This is a genomic window from Micromonospora sp. CPCC 205558, from assembly GCF_036902955.1.
In the GTDB taxonomy this organism is placed as follows: domain Bacteria; phylum Actinomycetota; class Actinomycetes; order Mycobacteriales; family Micromonosporaceae; genus Micromonospora.
In genome coordinates this window covers 1-17,519 of record NZ_JBAKHR010000034.1, presented here as the reverse complement: position 1 = coordinate 17,519, position 17,519 = coordinate 1, and the positions used below count along the sequence as shown (strand labels likewise).

14 protein-coding genes are annotated in these 17,519 nt (G+C 70.9%); 10 read left to right on the top strand and 4 right to left on the bottom strand.

Annotated features, from left to right (window positions below; translation table 11 throughout):
- The first annotated feature begins 115 nt into the window (after positions 1–115).
- The 6 genes from V6U86_RS28555 (at position 116) to V6U86_RS28530 (ending at position 4,975) form a co-directional block, all read left to right on the top strand.
- A complete protein-coding gene (locus tag V6U86_RS28555) occupies positions 116–1,114 on the top strand; it encodes a helix-turn-helix transcriptional regulator (RefSeq protein ID WP_334508595.1) in 999 nt (332 codons plus the stop codon).
- Positions 1,111–2,166: a helix-turn-helix transcriptional regulator gene (locus V6U86_RS28550; protein ID WP_334508593.1), complete on the top strand. Its 1,056-nt coding sequence runs from the start codon at positions 1,111–1,113 to the stop codon at positions 2,164–2,166. Before V6U86_RS28555 ends, V6U86_RS28550 begins: the two co-directional genes overlap by 4 nt.
- A gap of 10 nt (positions 2,167–2,176) precedes the next feature.
- Positions 2,177–2,422 carry a hypothetical protein gene (locus V6U86_RS28545; RefSeq protein WP_334508591.1) on the top strand — a complete coding sequence of 82 codons (246 nt, stop codon included), beginning with the start codon at positions 2,177–2,179 and terminating at the stop codon, positions 2,420–2,422.
- Positions 2,423–2,581: 159 nt separating this feature from the next.
- Positions 2,582–2,896 carry a Sec-independent protein translocase subunit TatA gene (gene tatA / locus V6U86_RS28540; protein ID WP_124855346.1) on the top strand — a complete coding sequence of 105 codons (315 nt, stop codon included), beginning with the start codon at positions 2,582–2,584 and terminating at the stop codon, positions 2,894–2,896.
- 18 nt (positions 2,897–2,914) lie between these two features.
- A complete protein-coding gene (gene tatC, locus V6U86_RS28535) occupies positions 2,915–3,868 on the top strand; it encodes a twin-arginine translocase subunit TatC (protein WP_334508585.1) in 954 nt (317 codons plus the stop codon).
- 165 nt (positions 3,869–4,033) lie between these two features.
- Complete coding sequence (locus tag V6U86_RS28530) at positions 4,034–4,975, top strand: diacylglycerol kinase (RefSeq protein ID WP_334508703.1); 942 nt, start codon at positions 4,034–4,036, stop codon at positions 4,973–4,975.
- Here the strand turns inward: V6U86_RS28530 and V6U86_RS28525 are convergent.
- Positions 4,938–5,855 (bottom strand): EamA family transporter, encoded by a 918-nt coding sequence (locus V6U86_RS28525; protein ID WP_334508582.1) that lies wholly within the window; start codon positions 5,853–5,855, stop codon positions 4,938–4,940. The genes V6U86_RS28530 and V6U86_RS28525 overlap by 38 nt on opposite strands.
- 88 nt (positions 5,856–5,943) lie before the next feature.
- On the bottom strand, positions 5,944–6,702 hold the full coding sequence (locus V6U86_RS28520) for an HAD family hydrolase (protein ID WP_334508580.1): 759 nt from the start codon (positions 6,700–6,702) through the stop codon (positions 5,944–5,946).
- Between the two features lie 86 nt (positions 6,703–6,788).
- On the opposite strand from V6U86_RS28520, the gene V6U86_RS28515 reads away from it, so the two are divergent.
- On the top strand, positions 6,789–9,590 hold the full coding sequence (locus V6U86_RS28515; protein WP_334508578.1) for a DEAD/DEAH box helicase: 2,802 nt from the start codon (positions 6,789–6,791) through the stop codon (positions 9,588–9,590).
- Between the two features lie 165 nt (positions 9,591–9,755).
- Positions 9,756–10,640: an MHYT domain-containing protein gene (locus V6U86_RS28510; RefSeq protein ID WP_334508576.1), complete on the top strand. Its 885-nt coding sequence runs from the start codon at positions 9,756–9,758 to the stop codon at positions 10,638–10,640.
- Between the two features lie 37 nt (positions 10,641–10,677).
- Here the strand turns inward: V6U86_RS28510 and V6U86_RS28505 are convergent, their stop codons facing one another.
- Together V6U86_RS28505 and V6U86_RS28500 are read right to left on the bottom strand one after the other, a co-directional pair.
- Positions 10,678–11,571, bottom strand: a complete 894-nt coding sequence (locus V6U86_RS28505; RefSeq protein WP_334508574.1) for an endonuclease/exonuclease/phosphatase family protein — start codon at positions 11,569–11,571, stop codon at positions 10,678–10,680.
- A gap of 219 nt (positions 11,572–11,790) precedes the next feature.
- Entirely contained in the window at positions 11,791–14,124 is a 2,334-nt protein-coding gene (locus tag V6U86_RS28500; protein ID WP_334508572.1) for a beta-L-arabinofuranosidase domain-containing protein, read from the bottom strand.
- A gap of 706 nt (positions 14,125–14,830) precedes the next feature.
- Between V6U86_RS28500 and V6U86_RS28495 the strand changes: the two genes are divergently transcribed.
- Both V6U86_RS28495 and V6U86_RS28490 read left to right on the top strand, forming a co-directional pair.
- Positions 14,831–16,603 carry a family 43 glycosylhydrolase gene (locus tag V6U86_RS28495; protein WP_334508701.1) on the top strand — a complete coding sequence of 591 codons (1,773 nt, stop codon included), beginning with the start codon at positions 14,831–14,833 and terminating at the stop codon, positions 16,601–16,603.
- 331 nt (positions 16,604–16,934) lie between these two features.
- On the top strand, positions 16,935–17,519 hold a 585-nt coding region (locus V6U86_RS28490), incomplete at its 3' end, for an endo-1,4-beta-xylanase (RefSeq protein WP_334508569.1).

Here is a 17,519-nt window from a genome sequence, read left to right as displayed (position 1 = left end):
GATCACCCTATGACCGCAAACGGCGATGCGCTGGAGGAGACCTTATCCGAACATGTGTGCGGCACGCCCCGCGTGGGTGCACGGTCTGGGCGTGCCGGCTGCTAGCGTCTACCGCGTGTCGCGGACCCGCACCGAACGCCTGGTCAACCTGGTGATCTGCCTGCTGTCCACGCGACGGTTCCTGACCGCCGCGCAGATCGCCGCGACCGTGCCCGGTTATGAGCACGATCCTGACGACGCGCGCGACCATGAGGCGTTCCAGCGCAAGTTCGAGCGGGACAAGGCCGAGCTGCGCGAGCTGGGTGTGCCACTGGAGACCGGCACGGCGAGCGCCTTCGACGCCGAGCCCGGCTACCGGATCGCCCACCGCGAATACGCGCTGCCCGACATCCTCCTCGAACCGGACGAGGCCGCCGCGGTCGGCATCGCCGCACGGCTGTGGCAGCACGCCGGTCTGGCCGCCGCCGCGTCGTCCGGGCTGGCCAAGCTGCGGGCCGCCGGGGTGGACGTGGACCCGCAGGCGACCCTCGGCCTGGAGCCGATGGTCACTGTCGACCCGGCGTTCGCGCCGCTGACCGCCGCCGCCCGGGATCGCCGCGAGGTGGGGTTCGACTACCGGGTGCCCGACCGCGACGCGCCCAGCCGGCGGCGGCTGCAGCCGTGGGGCGTGGTGTGCTGGCGCGGCCGGTGGTATGTGGTCGGCCACGACCAGGACCGGGAGGCGACCCGCTGCTTCCGGTTGTCCCGGGTCGTCGGCGCGGTCCGGGTGACCGGCGCCCCCGGCGCGTACGAGCCGCCGGCCAACGTCGACCTGATCAGCCACGTGGCCCGCTGGTCGGGCCCGGTGGAGCGCACCGGTCGGGCCACGGTGCTGGCCGCGCCGGGGCGGGCCGCCGGGCTGCGCCGCTGGGCGGTGCAGGTGACCGCCGGGCCGGACGGCGACCGGCTGGTCCTGCCGTACGCGGACCCGGACGGCTTGGCCGGTCACCTCGTCGGCTACGGCCCGGACGTGCGCGTCCTCGACCCACCGGAGGTCCGCGAGGCGGTCATCCAACGACTCAAGGAGATCGCCGTGCGCCACGACGAGCTGGCCGGCAGCGGGGGTGCCCGGTGACCCGCCCGGCCGCCCGCAACGGTTCCCGCGCGTCCGCCGACCGGCTGGCCCGACTGCTCAACCTGGTGCCCTACCTGCTGGCCCGGCCCGGCATCGAGATCGCCGAGGCGGCCGGTGACCTGGGCGTCACCGAGCGCCAGCTCCGCGAGGATCTGGAGCTGCTCTGGGTGTGTGGGCTGCCCGGGTACGGCCCCGGTGACCTGATCGACATGGCGTTCGACGGTGACCGGGTGACCATCACCTACGACGCCGGCATCGACCGGCCGTTGCGGCTGACCCCCGACGAGGCCCTCGCGTTGGTGGTGGCGCTGCGGATGCTGGCCGAGACGCCCGGGGTGGCCAACCGCGAGGCTGTCGAACGGGCCCTCGCCAAGATCGAGGCCGCGGGTGACCTGGTGGGTGCCCCGGTGGCGGTCCGGTTGCCCGGGGACACGCCGCGGGTCGAGGCGCTGCGCGCCGCCGTGGAGGGCGGGAAGGCCCTGCGGATCACCTACTACACGGCCGCCCGGGACGAGACCACCGAGCGCGTCATCGACCCGCTGCGGATGCTCATGGTCGGCGGCCGGGCGTACGTGGAGGCGTGGTGTCGGCGTGCGGAGGCCGTCCGGCTGTTCCGCGCCGACCGGATCGACGCGACCACCGAGTTGGACGAGCCGGCCGCGGTGCCGCCGCAGGCCGTTCCGCACGACCTCACCGAGGGCGTGTTCCGCCCGTCGGCCGACCTGCCGCTGATCACCCTGCGCATCGGCCGGGGCGAGCGGTGGATCACCGAGTACTACCCGTGTGAGCGGGTGGAGGCCGGCGACGGCGACCAGTGGCTCGTCTCCCTGCGGGTGACCGACCTGGGCTGGGCCCGCCGGTTCGTGCTGGGCCTCGGCCCGGAGGTGACGGTGGTCGCCCCGGTCGAGTTGGCCGATCAGGTACGCGCGACGGCGGCCGCCGCGCTGGACGCGTACGCCGTTCCCGCGCCCACTGCCGTGCCCCGGCCGCCCGAGGCCACCCCGGAGCGCGCGCCGTCGGGTGACCCGGCGGTGGCCGGCCGCACCCAGTAGGCTGACCGCCGTGCTGATCTGGATCGTGCTCGCGGTGGTGCTGCTACCTCTCGTGGTGCTCGTGCTGGCCGTGCGCCCGGTGCTGGCCCGGCTGCCCCGACTGCGCCGCGCCGCCGTGGCGTTGCAGCGGCGGGCCGCCGAGGCCGAGTCGCTGCGGGACACCGCCGAGGCGCTGCAACAGCGTGCCGAGGAAGTCCAACGTCGACTCGACACCACCTCCCGGCGGCTGGCCGTGATCAAGGCCAGGCGCGGCTGATCGAGCACGCACCTGGCGGTGGTTGACGGATCATCGTGGGTTGGTCAAGATTTCATCCTCCCGGCAAAACGACCACCACCCGGCGGGTGGCGGGCAGCCGATCCGCACGTACGATGGGCTGCGTACCACCCCTCGGACACAGACCGACTGGAGCTTCTCATGGGTGCCCTCAAGCCGTGGCACATCGCTGTTCTCGTGGTTGTGCTGATCCTGCTCTTCGGTGCGAAGCGGCTCCCTGACGCGGCCCGTTCACTGGGTCGGTCGCTGCGGATCATCAAGGCCGAGACCAAGAGCCTGCAGGACGACGACCGCGACCTCGCAGAGAAGGCCGACGCGCAGGCCGGCTACCAGCCGCTGCCGCCGCACGCCGGGCAGCAGGCACCGTACGCTGGCCAGCCGCAGCAGGCCCCGTACCAGCAGGCCCCGCCGCAGCAGCCGGTCGTCGACCCGGTGCACCGCGTCCGCGACAACTGACCGAAAGGCCCCACTCCCGTGGCCTTCGCCCTGCGTAAGCGCGGCCCGAGCACGTTCGAGCGGGCCGCCGACGGCTCGATGACGCTCATCGAGCACGTCCGCGAACTGCGCAACCGTCTGTTCCGCGCGTCGCTGGCGATCGTCGGCGGCCTGATCATCGGGTTCTTGCTCGCCGACCCAGTTTTCCTGCTTCTGAAGCAGCCATACTGCCGGCTCCCCGACACTACGGACGCGTTGGGAAACTGCCAGGACCTTCTGGCGCTCGCACCGACTACCGGGTTCGTGCTGAAGCTGAAGTTGGCGCTCTGGCTCGGTCTGATCATCGGCGGGCCGGTCTGGCTCTATCAGCTCTGGGCGTTCATCGCTCCCGGTCTGCACCGGCACGAGCGCAAGTGGGCCTACGTCTTCGTCTCGATCGCCGCGCCGCTGTTCGCCGCTGGCGGGATGCTGGCCTACGTGGTGGTCGACAAGGGGCTCGGGTTCCTGATGGAATCCGGCGTGGGCGGGCTATCGAATCAGTTCGAGGTCAGCGCCTACATTGCGTTCATTACGAACATGATCCTGCTGTTCGGGGTGGGCTTCGAGTTCCCCCTGATCCTGCTGATGCTCAACTTCGCCGGGATTGCCAGTGCACGGCGACTGCTCAGCTGGTGGCGGGCAGTGATCTTCATCTGCTTCGCCTTCGCCGCCATCGCCACACCGGATCCAGGTCCGTTCGGTATGACGCTGCTGGCGCTCTCCCTCTCGCTGCTGTACTTCGTGGCGGTGGGCGTCGCGTTCCTCAACGACAAGCGGCGTGGGCGCGGCAAGGAGGTCTACGCCGGCATCGACGACGACGAGGTGTCGCCGTTGGAGTTCGACGCGGATCCGGTGGTGGCCGGGCAGCGGGTCGACTCGGCAGCGCCGATCGGCGAACCCGAGCCGATCGCCAAACCGGCGCCGATCGAGCGCCGCTACGACGACATGACCTGACGGCCCCCGCGCCGACCGGTCCACCGACGCCGTCCCCGTGTTTCGGGGGCGGCGTCGTCGCGTCACCTCGCGCGCCGGTGCCGGAACTGTTGGTGACGGCGTCGGCCCCGGGTGAACGGCGGGTGTCCGACCGGTACGGTGCTGCCCGTGACCGCAGACGATCACCTGCCCGGCCCGGTCGCCGGTGGACCTGTCGACCGCGCCCCGCTCGCCGGTGGGCCGGTGGCCGTACTCACGAACCCGTCCGCCGGCCGGGGACGGTACAGCGCCCTGTTGCCCCGGTTGTTGGACGGGCTGACCGCCGCGGGCCGGCCGCTTCGGTTGCTGTCGGCGTCCAGCCCGGGCGAGGCGGAGGCGGCATGCCGTCAGGCGGTCGCGGACGGCGCAGGTGCGCTGGTGGCGGTCGGTGGCGACGGCACCGTGCACCGGGCGTTGCAGGCGGTGGCCGGCACCGACGTGCCGTTCGGCCCGATCCCGGCCGGCACCGGCAACGACTTCGCCCTGGATACCGGCTTCCCGGCCGACCCCCTCGCGGCGGCGGCGGTGATCGCCGAGGCGGTGCGCGATGGTCGCAGTCGACCGGTCGACCTGGCCCGGATGGTCGGGGTCGACGGCGCCGAGCGGTGGTACGGGGCGGTCCTCGCGGCCGGGTTCGACGCGATCGTCAACGAGCGGGCCAACCGGATGCGCTGGCCACGCGGCCCGCGCCGGTACGACCTGGCGATCCTGGTCGAGCTGGCCCGACTGCGCCCACGCCGCTACACGCTGCGCCTCGACGGGGTGCCGCACGACCTGGACGCGGTGCTCGTGGCGGTGGGCAACTGCCCGACGTACGGCGGTGGAATGCGGATCTGCCCGGACGCGGACCCGACCGACGGGCTGCTCGACGTGGTGGTGGCGGGTCGGGTCGACCGGCGCACCCTGGTCCGGGTGAAGCCGCGCATCTACCAGGGCACCCACGTCAGCCACCCGCTGGTGCGCAGCTTCCGGGCCCGCACCGTGGAGGTGGCCGCCGAGGGCATCACGTCGTACGCCGACGGGGAACGCTCCCTGGATCTGCCGGTGACGATCAGCGCGGTTCCGGGCGCTGTGCGGCTGCTGCGTTGACCCGGACCGCGCCGATGCTGGCCGCGATGACCAGCACGATGGCGGCGCACTCCAGCAGGGTCAGCGCCTGCCGCAGCACCAGCCACCCGGCGAGCGTGGCGACGGCCGGGCCGAGGCTCATCAGCACCGCGAAGGTGGCGGTGGGCATCCGTCGTAGCGCCAGCAACTCCAGGGTGTAGGGCAGCCCGGAGGCGAGCACCGCGAGGGCGGTGCCGAGCGCCAGCACCGGTGGGTCGAGCAGCGCCGCGCCGCCGTCGATGATGCCCAGCGGCAGGGTTACCAGCGCGGCGAGCGTCAGCGCCAGGGCGAGCCCGTCCGCGCCGGGGAAGTGGTCACCGACCCGGGCGCTCAGCACGATGTACGCGGCCCACATGGCGCCCGCGCCGAACGCGAAGGCCACCCCGACCGGGTTCAGCCGGTCGAAGCCGCCCTGCCCGAGCAGCGCCACCCCGGCCAGTGCCAGCCCCGCCCAGCCCCAACTGGCCAGTCGTCGGGAGGAGAACACCGACAGCGCCAACGGGCCGAGCACCTCCAGCGTCACCGTCGGGCCGAGCGGAATGCGGTCGATGGCCTGGTAGAAGAGCGAGTTCATGCCGGCCAGCGCCAGCCCGAACGCGCCGGCGGCGAGCCAGGCCGACCGGTCGTGCCCGCGCAGTCGGGGCCGGCACACGATGAGCAGCAGCACAGCCGCGATGGTCAGCCGCAGGGTCACCGCGCCGGCCACCCCGGTGCGCGGAAAGAGCAACGCGGCCACGGCGGAGCCGAACTGCACCGACAGTGCCCCGCCGAGCACCAGCCCCACGGCGACGACGCCGCCGCGTCGGGCCGGTCGTGTCTGGCCCGAGGGTGGCGTGGGCAGCAGGGTCTCCGTCACGGGCATGACGGTAGGCGGGCAGCTCCGGCTGCTTCGCGGCGGTGTCCACCTCCCTGACCTGCAGGGGCGCGGGCCCGGGTCAGGGAGGCGTCGGTCAGGCCGGCAGGGCGAGGTCGAGCACCGCGCCGAGCCCGTTCTCCTGGCCCGGCTCGGCTGCCGGGAGGACCAGCACCGAGCAGCCGGCGGCAACCGCGCCGGCGTCCGCCGGTGTGTCACCGACCATCAGGGTCTGCTCCGGGTCGACGCCCAGCATCCCGCAGGCCCGCCAGAAGATCGCCGGGTCGGGTTTGCACCGCCCCACCTCGTACGAGAGGACGAACGCGTCGACGAGGCCGGTCAGCCCCCAGGCGTCGAAGTGGGGGCGCAGGTCGAAGCCGATGTTGCTGACCACCGCCACCGGCACCCCGGCGTCGCGCAGCGCGGTCAGCGTGGGGGCGGTGTCGGCGTACGGTAGCCAGCCCTCGGCGATCAGCAGCCGCTCGTAGAGCGCGTCGGCGAAGCCGTCGATGCCGGCGTCGACGGTCTCGGCCAGCCCGGTGTACGCGCCCCGGTGGGCGTGTTGGTAGAGGTCCCGGTCGGCCCACAGCTCGGCCAGTCGGGGTGGCACCCGCGCCGGAAGCGGCCCGCCGGCGCGCCCGGCGGTCAGCAGTCGGTCGGCCAGCGAGGTGGCGCGGACCCGGTCCAGGGTGACGCCGCACGACGCCGCGGCCTGCAGCACCCACCGCTGCGGGTCCTCCACCTGGGCCAGGGTGCCGTGGAAGTCGAAGAGCACCGCCTTGACCGGGCGTCGGGACGCCCGACGCTCGGCGGTGCCCGGCGGACTGGTCTGGGGCGGTTCGGCATGGTCCGGCACGCCGTGCACCCTACCGACCGCCCCCGACCGCGCCTCCGGACGGCCTTGTGGGGTGAGGTGACTCGGCACGCACTAATCTTGGAGCCATGTCGAGCCCCGCCGAGCGGTACGCAGCGGCGCGCCGCAAGGCCGCACAAGCCGCACAGTTTCCGGCGCTGGACGAGTTCGCCCTTGAGCTGGGGTTCGACCTCGACGACTTCCAGCGGGAGGCGTGTCAGTCGCTGGAGCGGGGCAGCGGTGTGCTGGTCTGCGCCCCCACCGGCGCCGGTAAGACGGTGGTCGGGGAGTTCGCCGTCCACCTGGCGTTGCGCGGGCGGCCCGACGACCCGGTGCCCGCCGCCGACGCGACGACCCCGCCGGCCCGGCGCAAGTGCTTCTACACCACGCCGATCAAGGCGTTGTCCAATCAGAAGTACCACGATCTGGTCGCCCGGTACGGCGCCGAGCAGGTCGGCCTGCTGACCGGCGACAACGCGATCAACGGTGACGCGCCGGTGGTGGTGATGACCACCGAGGTGCTGCGCAACATGCTCTACGCGGGCTCCAGCACCCTGCAGGGCCTCGCGTACGTGGTGATGGACGAGGTGCACTACCTGGCCGACCGGTTCCGCGGTGGGGTGTGGGAAGAGGTGATCATCCACCTGCCGGCCTCGGTCACCCTGGTCTCGTTGTCGGCGACCGTCTCCAACGCCGAGGAGTTCGCCGACTGGCTGGTCACCGTGCGCGGTGAGACCGCCGTGGTGGTCAGCGAGCACCGACCGGTGCCGTTGTGGCAGCACATGCTGGTCGGCAAGCGGATGTTCGACCTGTTCCACGACGCCGACGCCGCCCGTAAGCACGACGTGCACCCGGAGTTGCTGCGCTACACCCGGGAGACCGTGCGGCGGCTGGAGTTGGGCGAGGGGCGCAGCGCGGGCCCCGGTGCGGGTCGACGTGGCCCGCGCTGGCGTGGCCCGATGCGCCCCGACATCGTCGACCGACTGGACCGGGAGGGTCTGCTCCCGGCGATCCTGTTCATCTTCAGTCGGGCCGGTTGCGCCGCCGCCGTGCAGCAGTGCCTGGCCGCCGGGTTGCGGCTAACCTCGGCGGAGGAGCGGGCCGAGATCCGCCGGGTCGTCGAGTCCCGGGTCACCGCCATTCCCGGGGAGGACCTGTCGGTTCTGGGCTACTGGGAGTGGCTGGACGGTCTGGAACGCGGTTTGGCCGCCCACCACGCGGGCATGCTTCCGGTGTTCAAGGAAGTCGTCGAGGAGTTGTTCGTCCGTGGCCTGGTCAAGGCGGTCTTCGCCACCGAGACCCTGGCGTTGGGCATCAACATGCCGGCCCGCTGCGTGGTCCTGGAACGGCTGGTCAAGTACAACGGCGAGGCGCACGTCGACCTGACCCCGGGGGAGTACACGCAGCTCACCGGCCGCGCCGGCCGCCGTGGCATCGATGTGGAGGGGCACGCCGTCGTGGTGTGGTCCCCGGAGACCGACCCACGGCACGTGGCCGGGTTGGCGTCCACCCGCACCTACCCGCTGCGTTCCAGCTTCCGGCCGTCGTACAACATGGCCGTGAACCTGGTCGGCACGGTCGGCGCGGAGCCGGCCCGGGCTCTGCTGGAGTCGTCGTTCGCCCAGTTCCAGGCGGACCGGTCGGTTGTCGGTCTGGCCCGGCAGGTGCAGCGCAACACCGAGACCATCGAGGCGTACGGCGCGGAGGCGGCCTGCCATCACGGCGACTTCGACGAGTACTTCGCGCTGCGGGTGGCGATTGCCGAGCGGGAGAAGGCGATCGCCCGCCAGGGGCAGACACAGCGCAAGGCCGCCGCGGTGGCCTCGTTGGAGCGGCTGCGGGTCGGCGACGTGATCCGGGTGCCGTCGGGCCGGCGGGCCGGGCTGGCCGTGGTGCTGGACCCAGCGACCGGCGGGTTCGGTGAGCCTCGGCCACTGGTGCTCACCCAGGACCGGTGGGCTGGGCGGGTCAGCCCTGGCGACTTCACCACTCCGGCCGAGGTGTTGGCCCGGATCCGGGTGCCCAAGCACTTCAACCACCGGTCACCGGCCGCTCGGCGCGATCTCGCCGCCGAGGTCAGCGGCACCGGCCTGGACCGGCACGGCGGTCGACGCGGTGGTCGTTCCCGGCAGGCGGCCGGCGAGGACCACCGGATCAGCCAGCTCCGCACCGAGCTGCGCAACCATCCCTGCCACGCCTGCCCGGAGCGGGAGGAGCACGCCCGCTGGGCGGAGCGGCGTCGGCGGCTGGAACGCGACACCGAGGAGTTGCGCGAGCGCGTCAGTGGCCGTACGGGGTCCCTCGCCCGGACGTTCGACCGGATCGTGGCGTTGCTGACCGAGCGGGGGTACCTCGCCCCCGACGGCGCGGTCACCGACGCCGGTCGGATGCTGGGTCGAATCTGGACCGAGGCGGATCTGCTGGTGGCCGAGTGCCTGCGCCGGGGGGTGTGGAACGGGCTGTCCCCGGCCGAGTTGGCCGCCGCGGTGTCCGTGGTGGTGTTCGAGGCGCGCCGTGATGTCGACGAGCGGGCGTCGCTGCCGCGCGGGCCGGTGGCCGACGCGGTGGACGAGACGCTGAAGTTGTGGGGGGAGATCGAGGCCGACGAGGCAGCGCGGGGGCTGACCGCGACCCGGGAGCCGGATCTCGGGTTTGCCTGGCCGGTCTACCGGTGGGCCCGCGGCGAGGCACTGGCCAAGGTGCTCGGCAGCGGTCACGAGATCGATGGTGAGATGCCCGCCGGTGACTTCGTCAGGTGGGCCCGACAGGTCGTCGACCTGCTCGGTCAGATTGCCGACTCCGGCGGTGCCGCAGCTGAGCTGCGGTCCACGGCCCGACAGGCTATAGCGGCAGTCAATCGGGGCGTTCTCGCCTACCATACGTCAGCGTGATAATCACGCACCGTCATTCTCGTCGTTGAATCGACGCAGCTGACGGTTACCGCGACGGCACCCCTCGGATAGCCCGGGGGGCACTGTTGCGCCTGATCACAGCACCCCTGATCATTGCCGAGACGTCTTGTTGACGCGTCGGTAACGAATGGGGAGAAAGCCGCCGTGGCGGAGATCAATCACTTTGAGTATGGGTGGATCACGCCCGCGCTGAGCTACGCGCTGTCCGTACTCGGTTCGATCCTCGGTCTGATCTGTGCCGGGCGCATTCGCACGGCCCGGACGAACGGTCAGCGGGCGTGGTGGGGTCTGCTGTCGGCCTGGGCACTGGGCGGCACCGCCATCTGGGCGATGCACTTCATGGCCATGCTCGGCTTCGCCGTCGAGAACACCCGGATCCGCTACGACGTGCCGCTGACCGTGGCCAGCACGGTCATCGCCGTGGGGGCGGTCGGTATCGGCCTGGCCATCGTGGGTACCGGCCGGCTGAATCCGGTACGCCTGATCGCCGGCGGTGTCTTCACCGGTGTCGGCGTGGCCGCCATGCACTACACCGGAATGGCCGCCATGCGCCTCAACGGCAGCCTCGGCTACGACAGCGTCCGGGTGGTGCTCTCGGTGGTCATCGCCGTGGTGGCGGCCACCGTCGCGCTCTGGCTCGCGATGACCGTCCGGCGGGGGTTGGCGATCTTCGCCTCCGCGCTGGTCATGGGGATCGCCGTCAACGGGATGCACTTCACCGGCATGAGCGCCCTGTCGGTGCACCGTCACCAAGGAACGGGTGAGGTGACCGGCACCGGGGTGAGCACCCTGCTGGTCCCGATCGTACTGGCGGTGATCTTCGGGGTGGTCGGTCTGCTCTACGCGCTGCTGGCCGCGCCGACCGACGACGACCGGGCCGCCGCCGCGTACCTGGACGGGCGACGGGTCTCGGAACCGGCGGCCCCGACGCCCACCGTCGCTCCCGATCCGGTCGGGTTGCGGGCCCGATCCACCCTCGGCCAGCCGGGTACGCCGTTCCCGTCCCGCCGGGACACGCCGCCGCGCTGACGCCGTGCGGCCCGCCCGCGCCCGCCTCGGAGGCGGATCAGGCTGGCCGGCGGCCCGGGCGGCTGTGGTGGATGGTGAGGGTGGCCAGCAGCGCGGGGTGATCGGTCGCCTCGTGCATGGGCACCAGGGTGCGACAGCAGAGCGTGATGTCGGGGGTCGCTGTGATGTGTTGCAGTCGACCGTCGTCGATCCGCTGATGGCCCGGCGGTATGCAGGACCGCACGTCGGGATCGTGGCCGGCGCGCAGGTTGAGGTCGCCAGCCAGCACCGTGGGCAGGTACCCGGCCTTGCGGCTGATCGTCGGCAGGATGGCGTCGAGCAGATGGTCGCACTGGGTGAGCGCGACGCGGTAGCCGCTGGCCGACAGGTGGGTGGTGCAGGCGAGCAGGCCGCCATCCACGTCGACGCAGAGCCAGGCCCGTTCCTCGGGGTCCGCGAGGTCCTGGGTCGGATGGGTGCCGGCGTACACGGTGCTCGGGGTGGCCGACGTCGGCACGTGGGTCAGGACTCCGATGCCGAATCGTTGGCCGTTGCGGCAGCGGGTGTCGTTGCCGCTCGGGCGGTCGCCGGCGGCTTGGAACGCGGCCACGACGGTCCGACCGGGGTGGACGGTCTGGAACACGCGGGACAGGACGGACAGGTCGTTCGCGCAGATCTCGTTGAGGGTGACCAGGTCGGGGGCCTGGATGGTGATCACCGCGGCGGCCCTGGCCCGGGCTCGGCCGGTGTAGCAGCCGGCGCGGCCACTGTTGCAGAGGTTCATCTGGAGCATCCGCAGGACGGTGGCGGGCGGGGGGTCCGCCGCGTCGGTGGGTGCGGCCGGCGACACGGCCTGCGGTGCGGCCGGCGGTGCGCCCGGCAGCGCGGCGGCGGTGAGTAGGCAGCCCACGACCAGGGTTCGGCGCAGGAACCGGTACGAACGGGCGGCCACACGGACTCCGGGGGTGCACGAGGCGACAGACATCGCCGAGGTGCCAGTGATCCTACTGGCGGCCGATCGGGATCGAGATCCAGAGCGGGCCGGCACGTCCGCCGCGTTCACTGGGCCAGGACCCTCCGCACTGCACGACCGCTGTCGGGCGCCCGCCCGGCGTCACCGGCGCGGTCTTCGGGTGACCGCGCCGGTGAGCCGGTGGAGCGGGGGCGGATCTCAGGCGTTGCGGACCAGCCTCCACCGGTTGTCCGCGCTGCCGTTGTCGGAGTCCTGCACGGCCTGCGCTCCCCAGGCGGTCGACCCGTTCAGGATCCCGAGCAGCTTGTTGCTGTTGACGTTGCGGATCTTGTAGGAGCCGTCGCCGTTGTCCACGAGGATCCACCGGTGATCGGCGGTGCCGTTGTCGGCCCACTGCAGGACCCGGGCGTTGTCAGCGGTGGACATGTTCTCCACGCCGAGGACCTTGCCGCTGTGGACGTTGCGGAACCGGACCGCGTTGCCGTCGGTCACGACCACCCAGTTGTGGTCGGCGGTGCCGCTGTCGCCCCACTGCACGGCCAGCCCGCCGTCGGCGGTGGACATGTTCTGCACGCCGAGGACCAGGCCGGTGCCGACGTTGACCAGGCGGTAGCTGCCGCCGGTGCCGCCGCCTCCGCTGGTGTTCCAGTAGACCGTGTAGTTGTAGCCGTGGGCGTCGTAGAAGGGGGCGAGGTTCACGGTGGACCCGTTGGCGCTGGCGGTGAACGCGAGCGAACTGGTGCTGGTTCGCGTGACCGAGGAGGCGGTGAGTGCCGGCAGGGCGCTGAGCGCGGTGTTGCCGTAGTTGCCGGCCAGCACCGTCGGGCCGTACGTGACGGCGGCGACCGACGCGTTGTCGTTGGCGGCCCGCATGACGACCTGCATCGGCAGCCGCACGGTGATGGTGTCCCCGGCGGCCCAGGTGCGGGTGATCGTGGCGTAGCTGCCGGGGGTGGTGGCGACGTTCTGCACCGTGCCGTTGACCGCGACCGTCGCGCCGCTGGTCCAGGACGGGATCCGTACCCGGATGCTCCAGGAGCCGCTCATCGACCCGGACAGGGTCAGGGTGCTGGTGTCGCTGACCGGGTAGCTGGTGTTCTGGGTGACCGTGATGCCGCGCTGCGTCCAGTTCAGCACCGATGGCGTGAACAGGTTCACGCTCAGTGTCGTGCCGTTGTAGAAGTAGATGGAGTCCATCAACCTCGTGTTGATCTCCAGGCCGGTGCCCTGACAGCACCAGAACGAGTTGTAGTCGGTGCTCCAGGTGCCGCCACCCCAGGCCGGGCCCACCCCACGACGCCCGCCCGGCCGCAACGGGGTGAAGTAGGTGATGTGGCCGTGGCTGTCGGCCGGGTTCTGCCCGCCGATCAGGTGGTTGATCAGGGCGCGCTCGTAGAAGTCGAAGTAGTCGGTGCGGTTCGGGTCGAGCAGCCACAGCTCCCGGGTCAGCTTGAGCATGTTGAACGTGTTGCACTGCTCGCAGGTGTCGTTGCTGAGATAGCCGGCGATCGCGTTCGGCGGTCGGAAGTGCTCCGCCTGGCTGTTGCCACCGATGACGTAGGTGTGCGCCCCGACGGTGATGTTCCACGCGTTGCTGGCGATGTCCCGGTAACGGGTGGTCCCGGTCGCCTTGAACTCCCGGGCCGCGCCGATCCACTTGGGCACCTGCGTGTTGGCGTGCAGCCCGTTGAGCTGGTCCTGGTTGGCGGCCAGCGGGTTGAACACGGCAGCGTGGTCGAACCGCTGGGCGGTGGTGAGCCAGCGGGAGTCGCCGGTCTGCTGGTAGATGTCGGTGAGCACGTCGTTCATGCCGCCGAACTCGGTGCCCAACATGGACTGCATCTGGCTGGAGCTCAGCCGGCTCGTGCGGCTGTCGACCCAGCCGGCGAGGGCCAGCAGGACCGTGCGGGCCTGGGTGTTCCCGGTGTAGCGCCAGACGTCGAGCAACCCGGTGAGGGTCTTGTGGATGCAGTAGTAGGGCACGTTGCCGTTGGACAGCGTCCGGGCCTCGAGCGCCGTGAAGTCGGACTCCGGGAAACCGGAGAGGTAACCCGCGCCGAACCCGGCGGCGGAGTTGTTGGCCTGGCACTTGGCCAGCTCGGCCACCATGTAGTTGGCCTTGTCCCGGCAGGTGGTGTCGCCCAGCACCGCGTACGCGTACGCCCAGGCGGTCAGGAAGTGCCCCTGCATGTGGGTCCGGAACGGGAAGTTCGGCGCGTCCCAGCCGCCGTTGGTGGCGGCGCCGTTGGTGGACAGCCGGTGGTTGGCGCGGAAGTTGTAGAGCATCCGGTCGACGTCGACGAACCGCAGGTAGTTGAGCGTCCGGTTCTGGTTGTCCATCCACCGGCCGGCGGTGAGTCGTACCTGACCGGGGTCGAACGGGTACGCCGAGACTCCGATGTCGGACCGGGCCGGGGGCACGACGGCGGCGGACGCGCTCCCCGGAGCGACGGCGGCGCCGGTTGCGGAGAGCATCACGGTGGCTCCGGCGGCCTGAAGAAGGTGGCGGCGGCTGAGGGGCGGGGGTGGCATGGGGAACCTCCAGGTGGCCGGGTTCGTCGGGGCCGCCATCGATGGCGGCGGGTTCGGCGACGGCAGAGTGCCGACGACGGGTGCGGTGTGGGTGGTGGGCGTGATCGCCGTGGACGCCGGGTGCCCACCCCTGGCGCTTATCGCAGCACATCGATGTGATCGCTAACATAGTTCGTCGTTAACACGCCCGCAACCCCTGTGGGCGCCTCGCTGACCCCATCGACCGGCGGCCTGACCTGGGGGCGCTGCGCCGGCGGTGGCCAATGGTCCGAAACGGACACACGTCGGGCTCCCGATCACCAAAATGTGACCGTGTGTGACGGATGGCGGTGGGTGCAGAGCCGGTGCCCGCCCGTTGACGCCCGCCGTGTCGCTCAGTACGGTGCATCGTAAATCTTGGATGTCAACGTCGATACATCAATGCTGCGATGTGGTTACGACGGTCATCCCGCGTCTCGCAAAAATCCAGGTCAATCGGGGGAGGGAGGCATCCGAAAGGATCTGTTAACGCTAACACGGCCGCTGGTCGTGCTGCTCGGCATGCGGATGTCAGGGCCGGTTCGAGCAGCAGCCAGGACGGCGGCGGCCCGCCGCGTCAGACAACGCGCACGGCGCACTCTCTGTGGGAGAAATCGTGAAGGTGAAAGATCGAACCACAACCCGGGCCAACCGCCGGGCCAGGCGCGCGATCGCCTTGCTGGCGAGCATGGCCTGCGTCCTCGCACTGATCCCGGGCACGGCCAAGGCCGACAACCCCATCGTCCAGAACATCTACACCGCCGACCCGGCGCCGGTGGTGCACAACGGCCGGGTCTACCTCTACACCGGGCATGACGAGGACGGGTCCACCTACTTCACCATGCGCGAGTGGCGGGTGTACTCGTCAGCGGACATGGTGAACTGGACCGATCACGGCTCGCCGATGAGCCTGGCGACGTTCGCCTGGGCGGACGCCAACGCGTGGGCCGGGCAGGTCATCGCGCGCAACGGGAAGTTCTACTGGTACGTCCCGGTGCGCCAGCGCTCCAACGGGCAGATGGTCATCGGGGTCGGGGTGGCGGACAGCCCGACCGGGCCGTTCCGCGACGCGCTCGGTCGACCACTCGTCGGCAACAACGAGATCGATCCGAGCGTCTTCATCGACGACGACGGGCAGGCGTACCTGTACTGGGGGAACCCGGGCCTGTGGTACGTGAAGCTGAACCAGGACATGATCTCGTACTCCGGCAGCGCGACGCGCATCCCGCTCACGACGGCGGGGTTCGGCACCCGTAACGGCAATGCGAGTCGGCCGACCCTGTATGAGGAGGGGCCGTGGGTGTTCAAACGCAACGGGTTGTACTACAACGTTTTCGCGGCCGAGTGTTGCTCGGAGTTCATCGCGTACTCCACCGCGACCGGGCCGACCGGGCCGTGGACGTACCGGGGAACGATCATGCCGCGGCAGGGCGCCAGCTTCACCAATCACGCTGGTGTCATCGACTTCCAGGGTGGCTCGTACTTCTTCTACCACAACGGGGCGTTGCCCGGTGGTAGCGGTTACACCCGTTCGGTCGCGGTGGAGAAGTTCAGCTACAACTCCAACGGCACGATTCCGACCATCAACATGACCACCACTGGAGCGCCGCAGGTGGGCACGCTGAACCCGTACGTGCGCCAGGAGGCCGAAACGATCGCCTGGGGCTCGGGGATCGAGACCGAGGCGTCCAGCGAGGGCGGGATGAACGTCGGTTGGATCGAGAACGGTGACTACATCAAGGTCAAGGGTGTCGCGTTCGGAGCGGGCGCGACCTCGTTCAGCGCCCGGGTCGCATCGGCCACCAGCGGCGGCCGGATCGAGGTACGCCTCGACAGCGCCAGCGGCCCGACCGTGGGCACCTGCACCGTGGGCGGCACCGGCGGTTGGCAGACCTGGACCACCAGCACCTGCGCGGTGAGCGGAGCGACCGGCACCCACGATCTGTACCTGCGCTTCGCCGGTGGCAGCGGAAACCTGTTCAACATCAACTGGTGGCAGTTCAGCGGCACCGGCGGCAGCGCCAACCTGCTCACCAACAGTGACGTGGAGAACGGCACGACGGGTTGGGGTGTGCACGGCAGTGGAACTCTCGCCCGGAACACCAGCGTCGCGCACGGCGGCAGCGGATCGCTGTCGATCACCGGCCGGACCGGCGCGTGGAACGGTCCCGGTCAGGACGTGACCGCCAAGCTCACCAACGGCAAGAGCTACACCACCAACGTCTGGGTACGCGCACAGAGCGGCACCCCGTCGGCGAAGGCGACGCTGTCGCTGACCGCGAACGGCACGACGAGCTACCTCCAGCTGACCCCGGCGGCGGGTGTGAACGTCAACGGCTGGACCCTGCTCACCGGTACGACGACCGTGTCGTGGAGCGGCACGTTGTCCAGTGCCACCTTCTATGTGGAGACGACGGAAGGCACCGACGGTTTCCTCGTCGACGACGTCTCGTTCCAGTGACCGGCGCTGCCGGAGCCGTCCTCGTTCGGCTCCGGCAGCACGCCGACGCGCCCTGCCGGAGCACACCGGGCTCGGCCCGGTTCGTTACGACTTGACGAACGGCATGTTATCGCTCACAGTCGATGGTTGAGGGCGGCCGCACCTGTGGTTCACCGGGCGAACCTGCTGTGGCCCCTCGGAACGCGACGTCCGCCCAGGGCATGCCGGACGTCGGGTCAGGACTCCCCGCACTGCTGCCGCGACGGCGACCGCTGCTGCCATCTCTGATTTCGCATGAGCAGATTCGGGCGCTGCGCCGCCATCGCCGCACCACCACAGAGAAGGAATCCGGATGAATCACAGAAGAGCCCTGCGAGCGGCGGTGACCATCGCAGTCACCGGCGTTCTCGCCGCCGGGATGACGATGACACTGACCTCCACGGCCAGCGCCGGCACGACCCTCGGGGCCTCGGCCGCCGAGAAGGGCCGCTACTTCGGCGCTGCTGTCGCGACGGGCAAGCTGTCCACCAGCGTTTACACCACGATTTTGAACCGCGAGTTCAACAGTGTCGTGGCCGAGAACGAGATGAAGTGGGATGCCACCGAGCCGCAGCAGGGTCGGTTCAGTTACACCGGTGGTGATCGTTTGGTCAGTCACGCGCAGGCCAACGGCATGAGCGTGCGGGGTCACGCGTTGCTGTGGCATCAGCAGCAGCCGGGCTGGGCCCAGGGCATGTCCGGTAGCGCGTTGCGCAACGCGGCGATCAACCACGTGACGCAGGTGGCGACGCACTTCCGCGGCAAGATTCACTCGTGGGACGTGGTGAACGAGGCGTTCGCCGATGGTGGTTCTGGTGGGCGGCGGGACTCGAATCTGCAGCGCACCGGTAATGACTGGATCGAGGCGGCGTTCCGGGCGGCGCGGGCGGCGGATCCG

Coding starts and splice junctions, on each gene's coding strand:
- tatA (WP_124855346.1), top strand. CDS start 2,582: ATGGGTGCCCTCAAGCCGTGGCACATCGCTGTTCTCGTGGTTGTGCTG.
- V6U86_RS28525 (WP_334508582.1), bottom strand. CDS start 5,855: ATGCCCGTGACGGAGACCCTGCTGCCCACGCCACCCTCGGGCCAGACA.
- V6U86_RS28515 (WP_334508578.1), top strand. CDS start 6,789: ATGTCGAGCCCCGCCGAGCGGTACGCAGCGGCGCGCCGCAAGGCCGCA.
- V6U86_RS28500 (WP_334508572.1), bottom strand. CDS start 14,124: ATGCCACCCCCGCCCCTCAGCCGCCGCCACCTTCTTCAGGCCGCCGGA.
- V6U86_RS28495 (WP_334508701.1), top strand. CDS start 14,831: ATGGCCTGCGTCCTCGCACTGATCCCGGGCACGGCCAAGGCCGACAAC.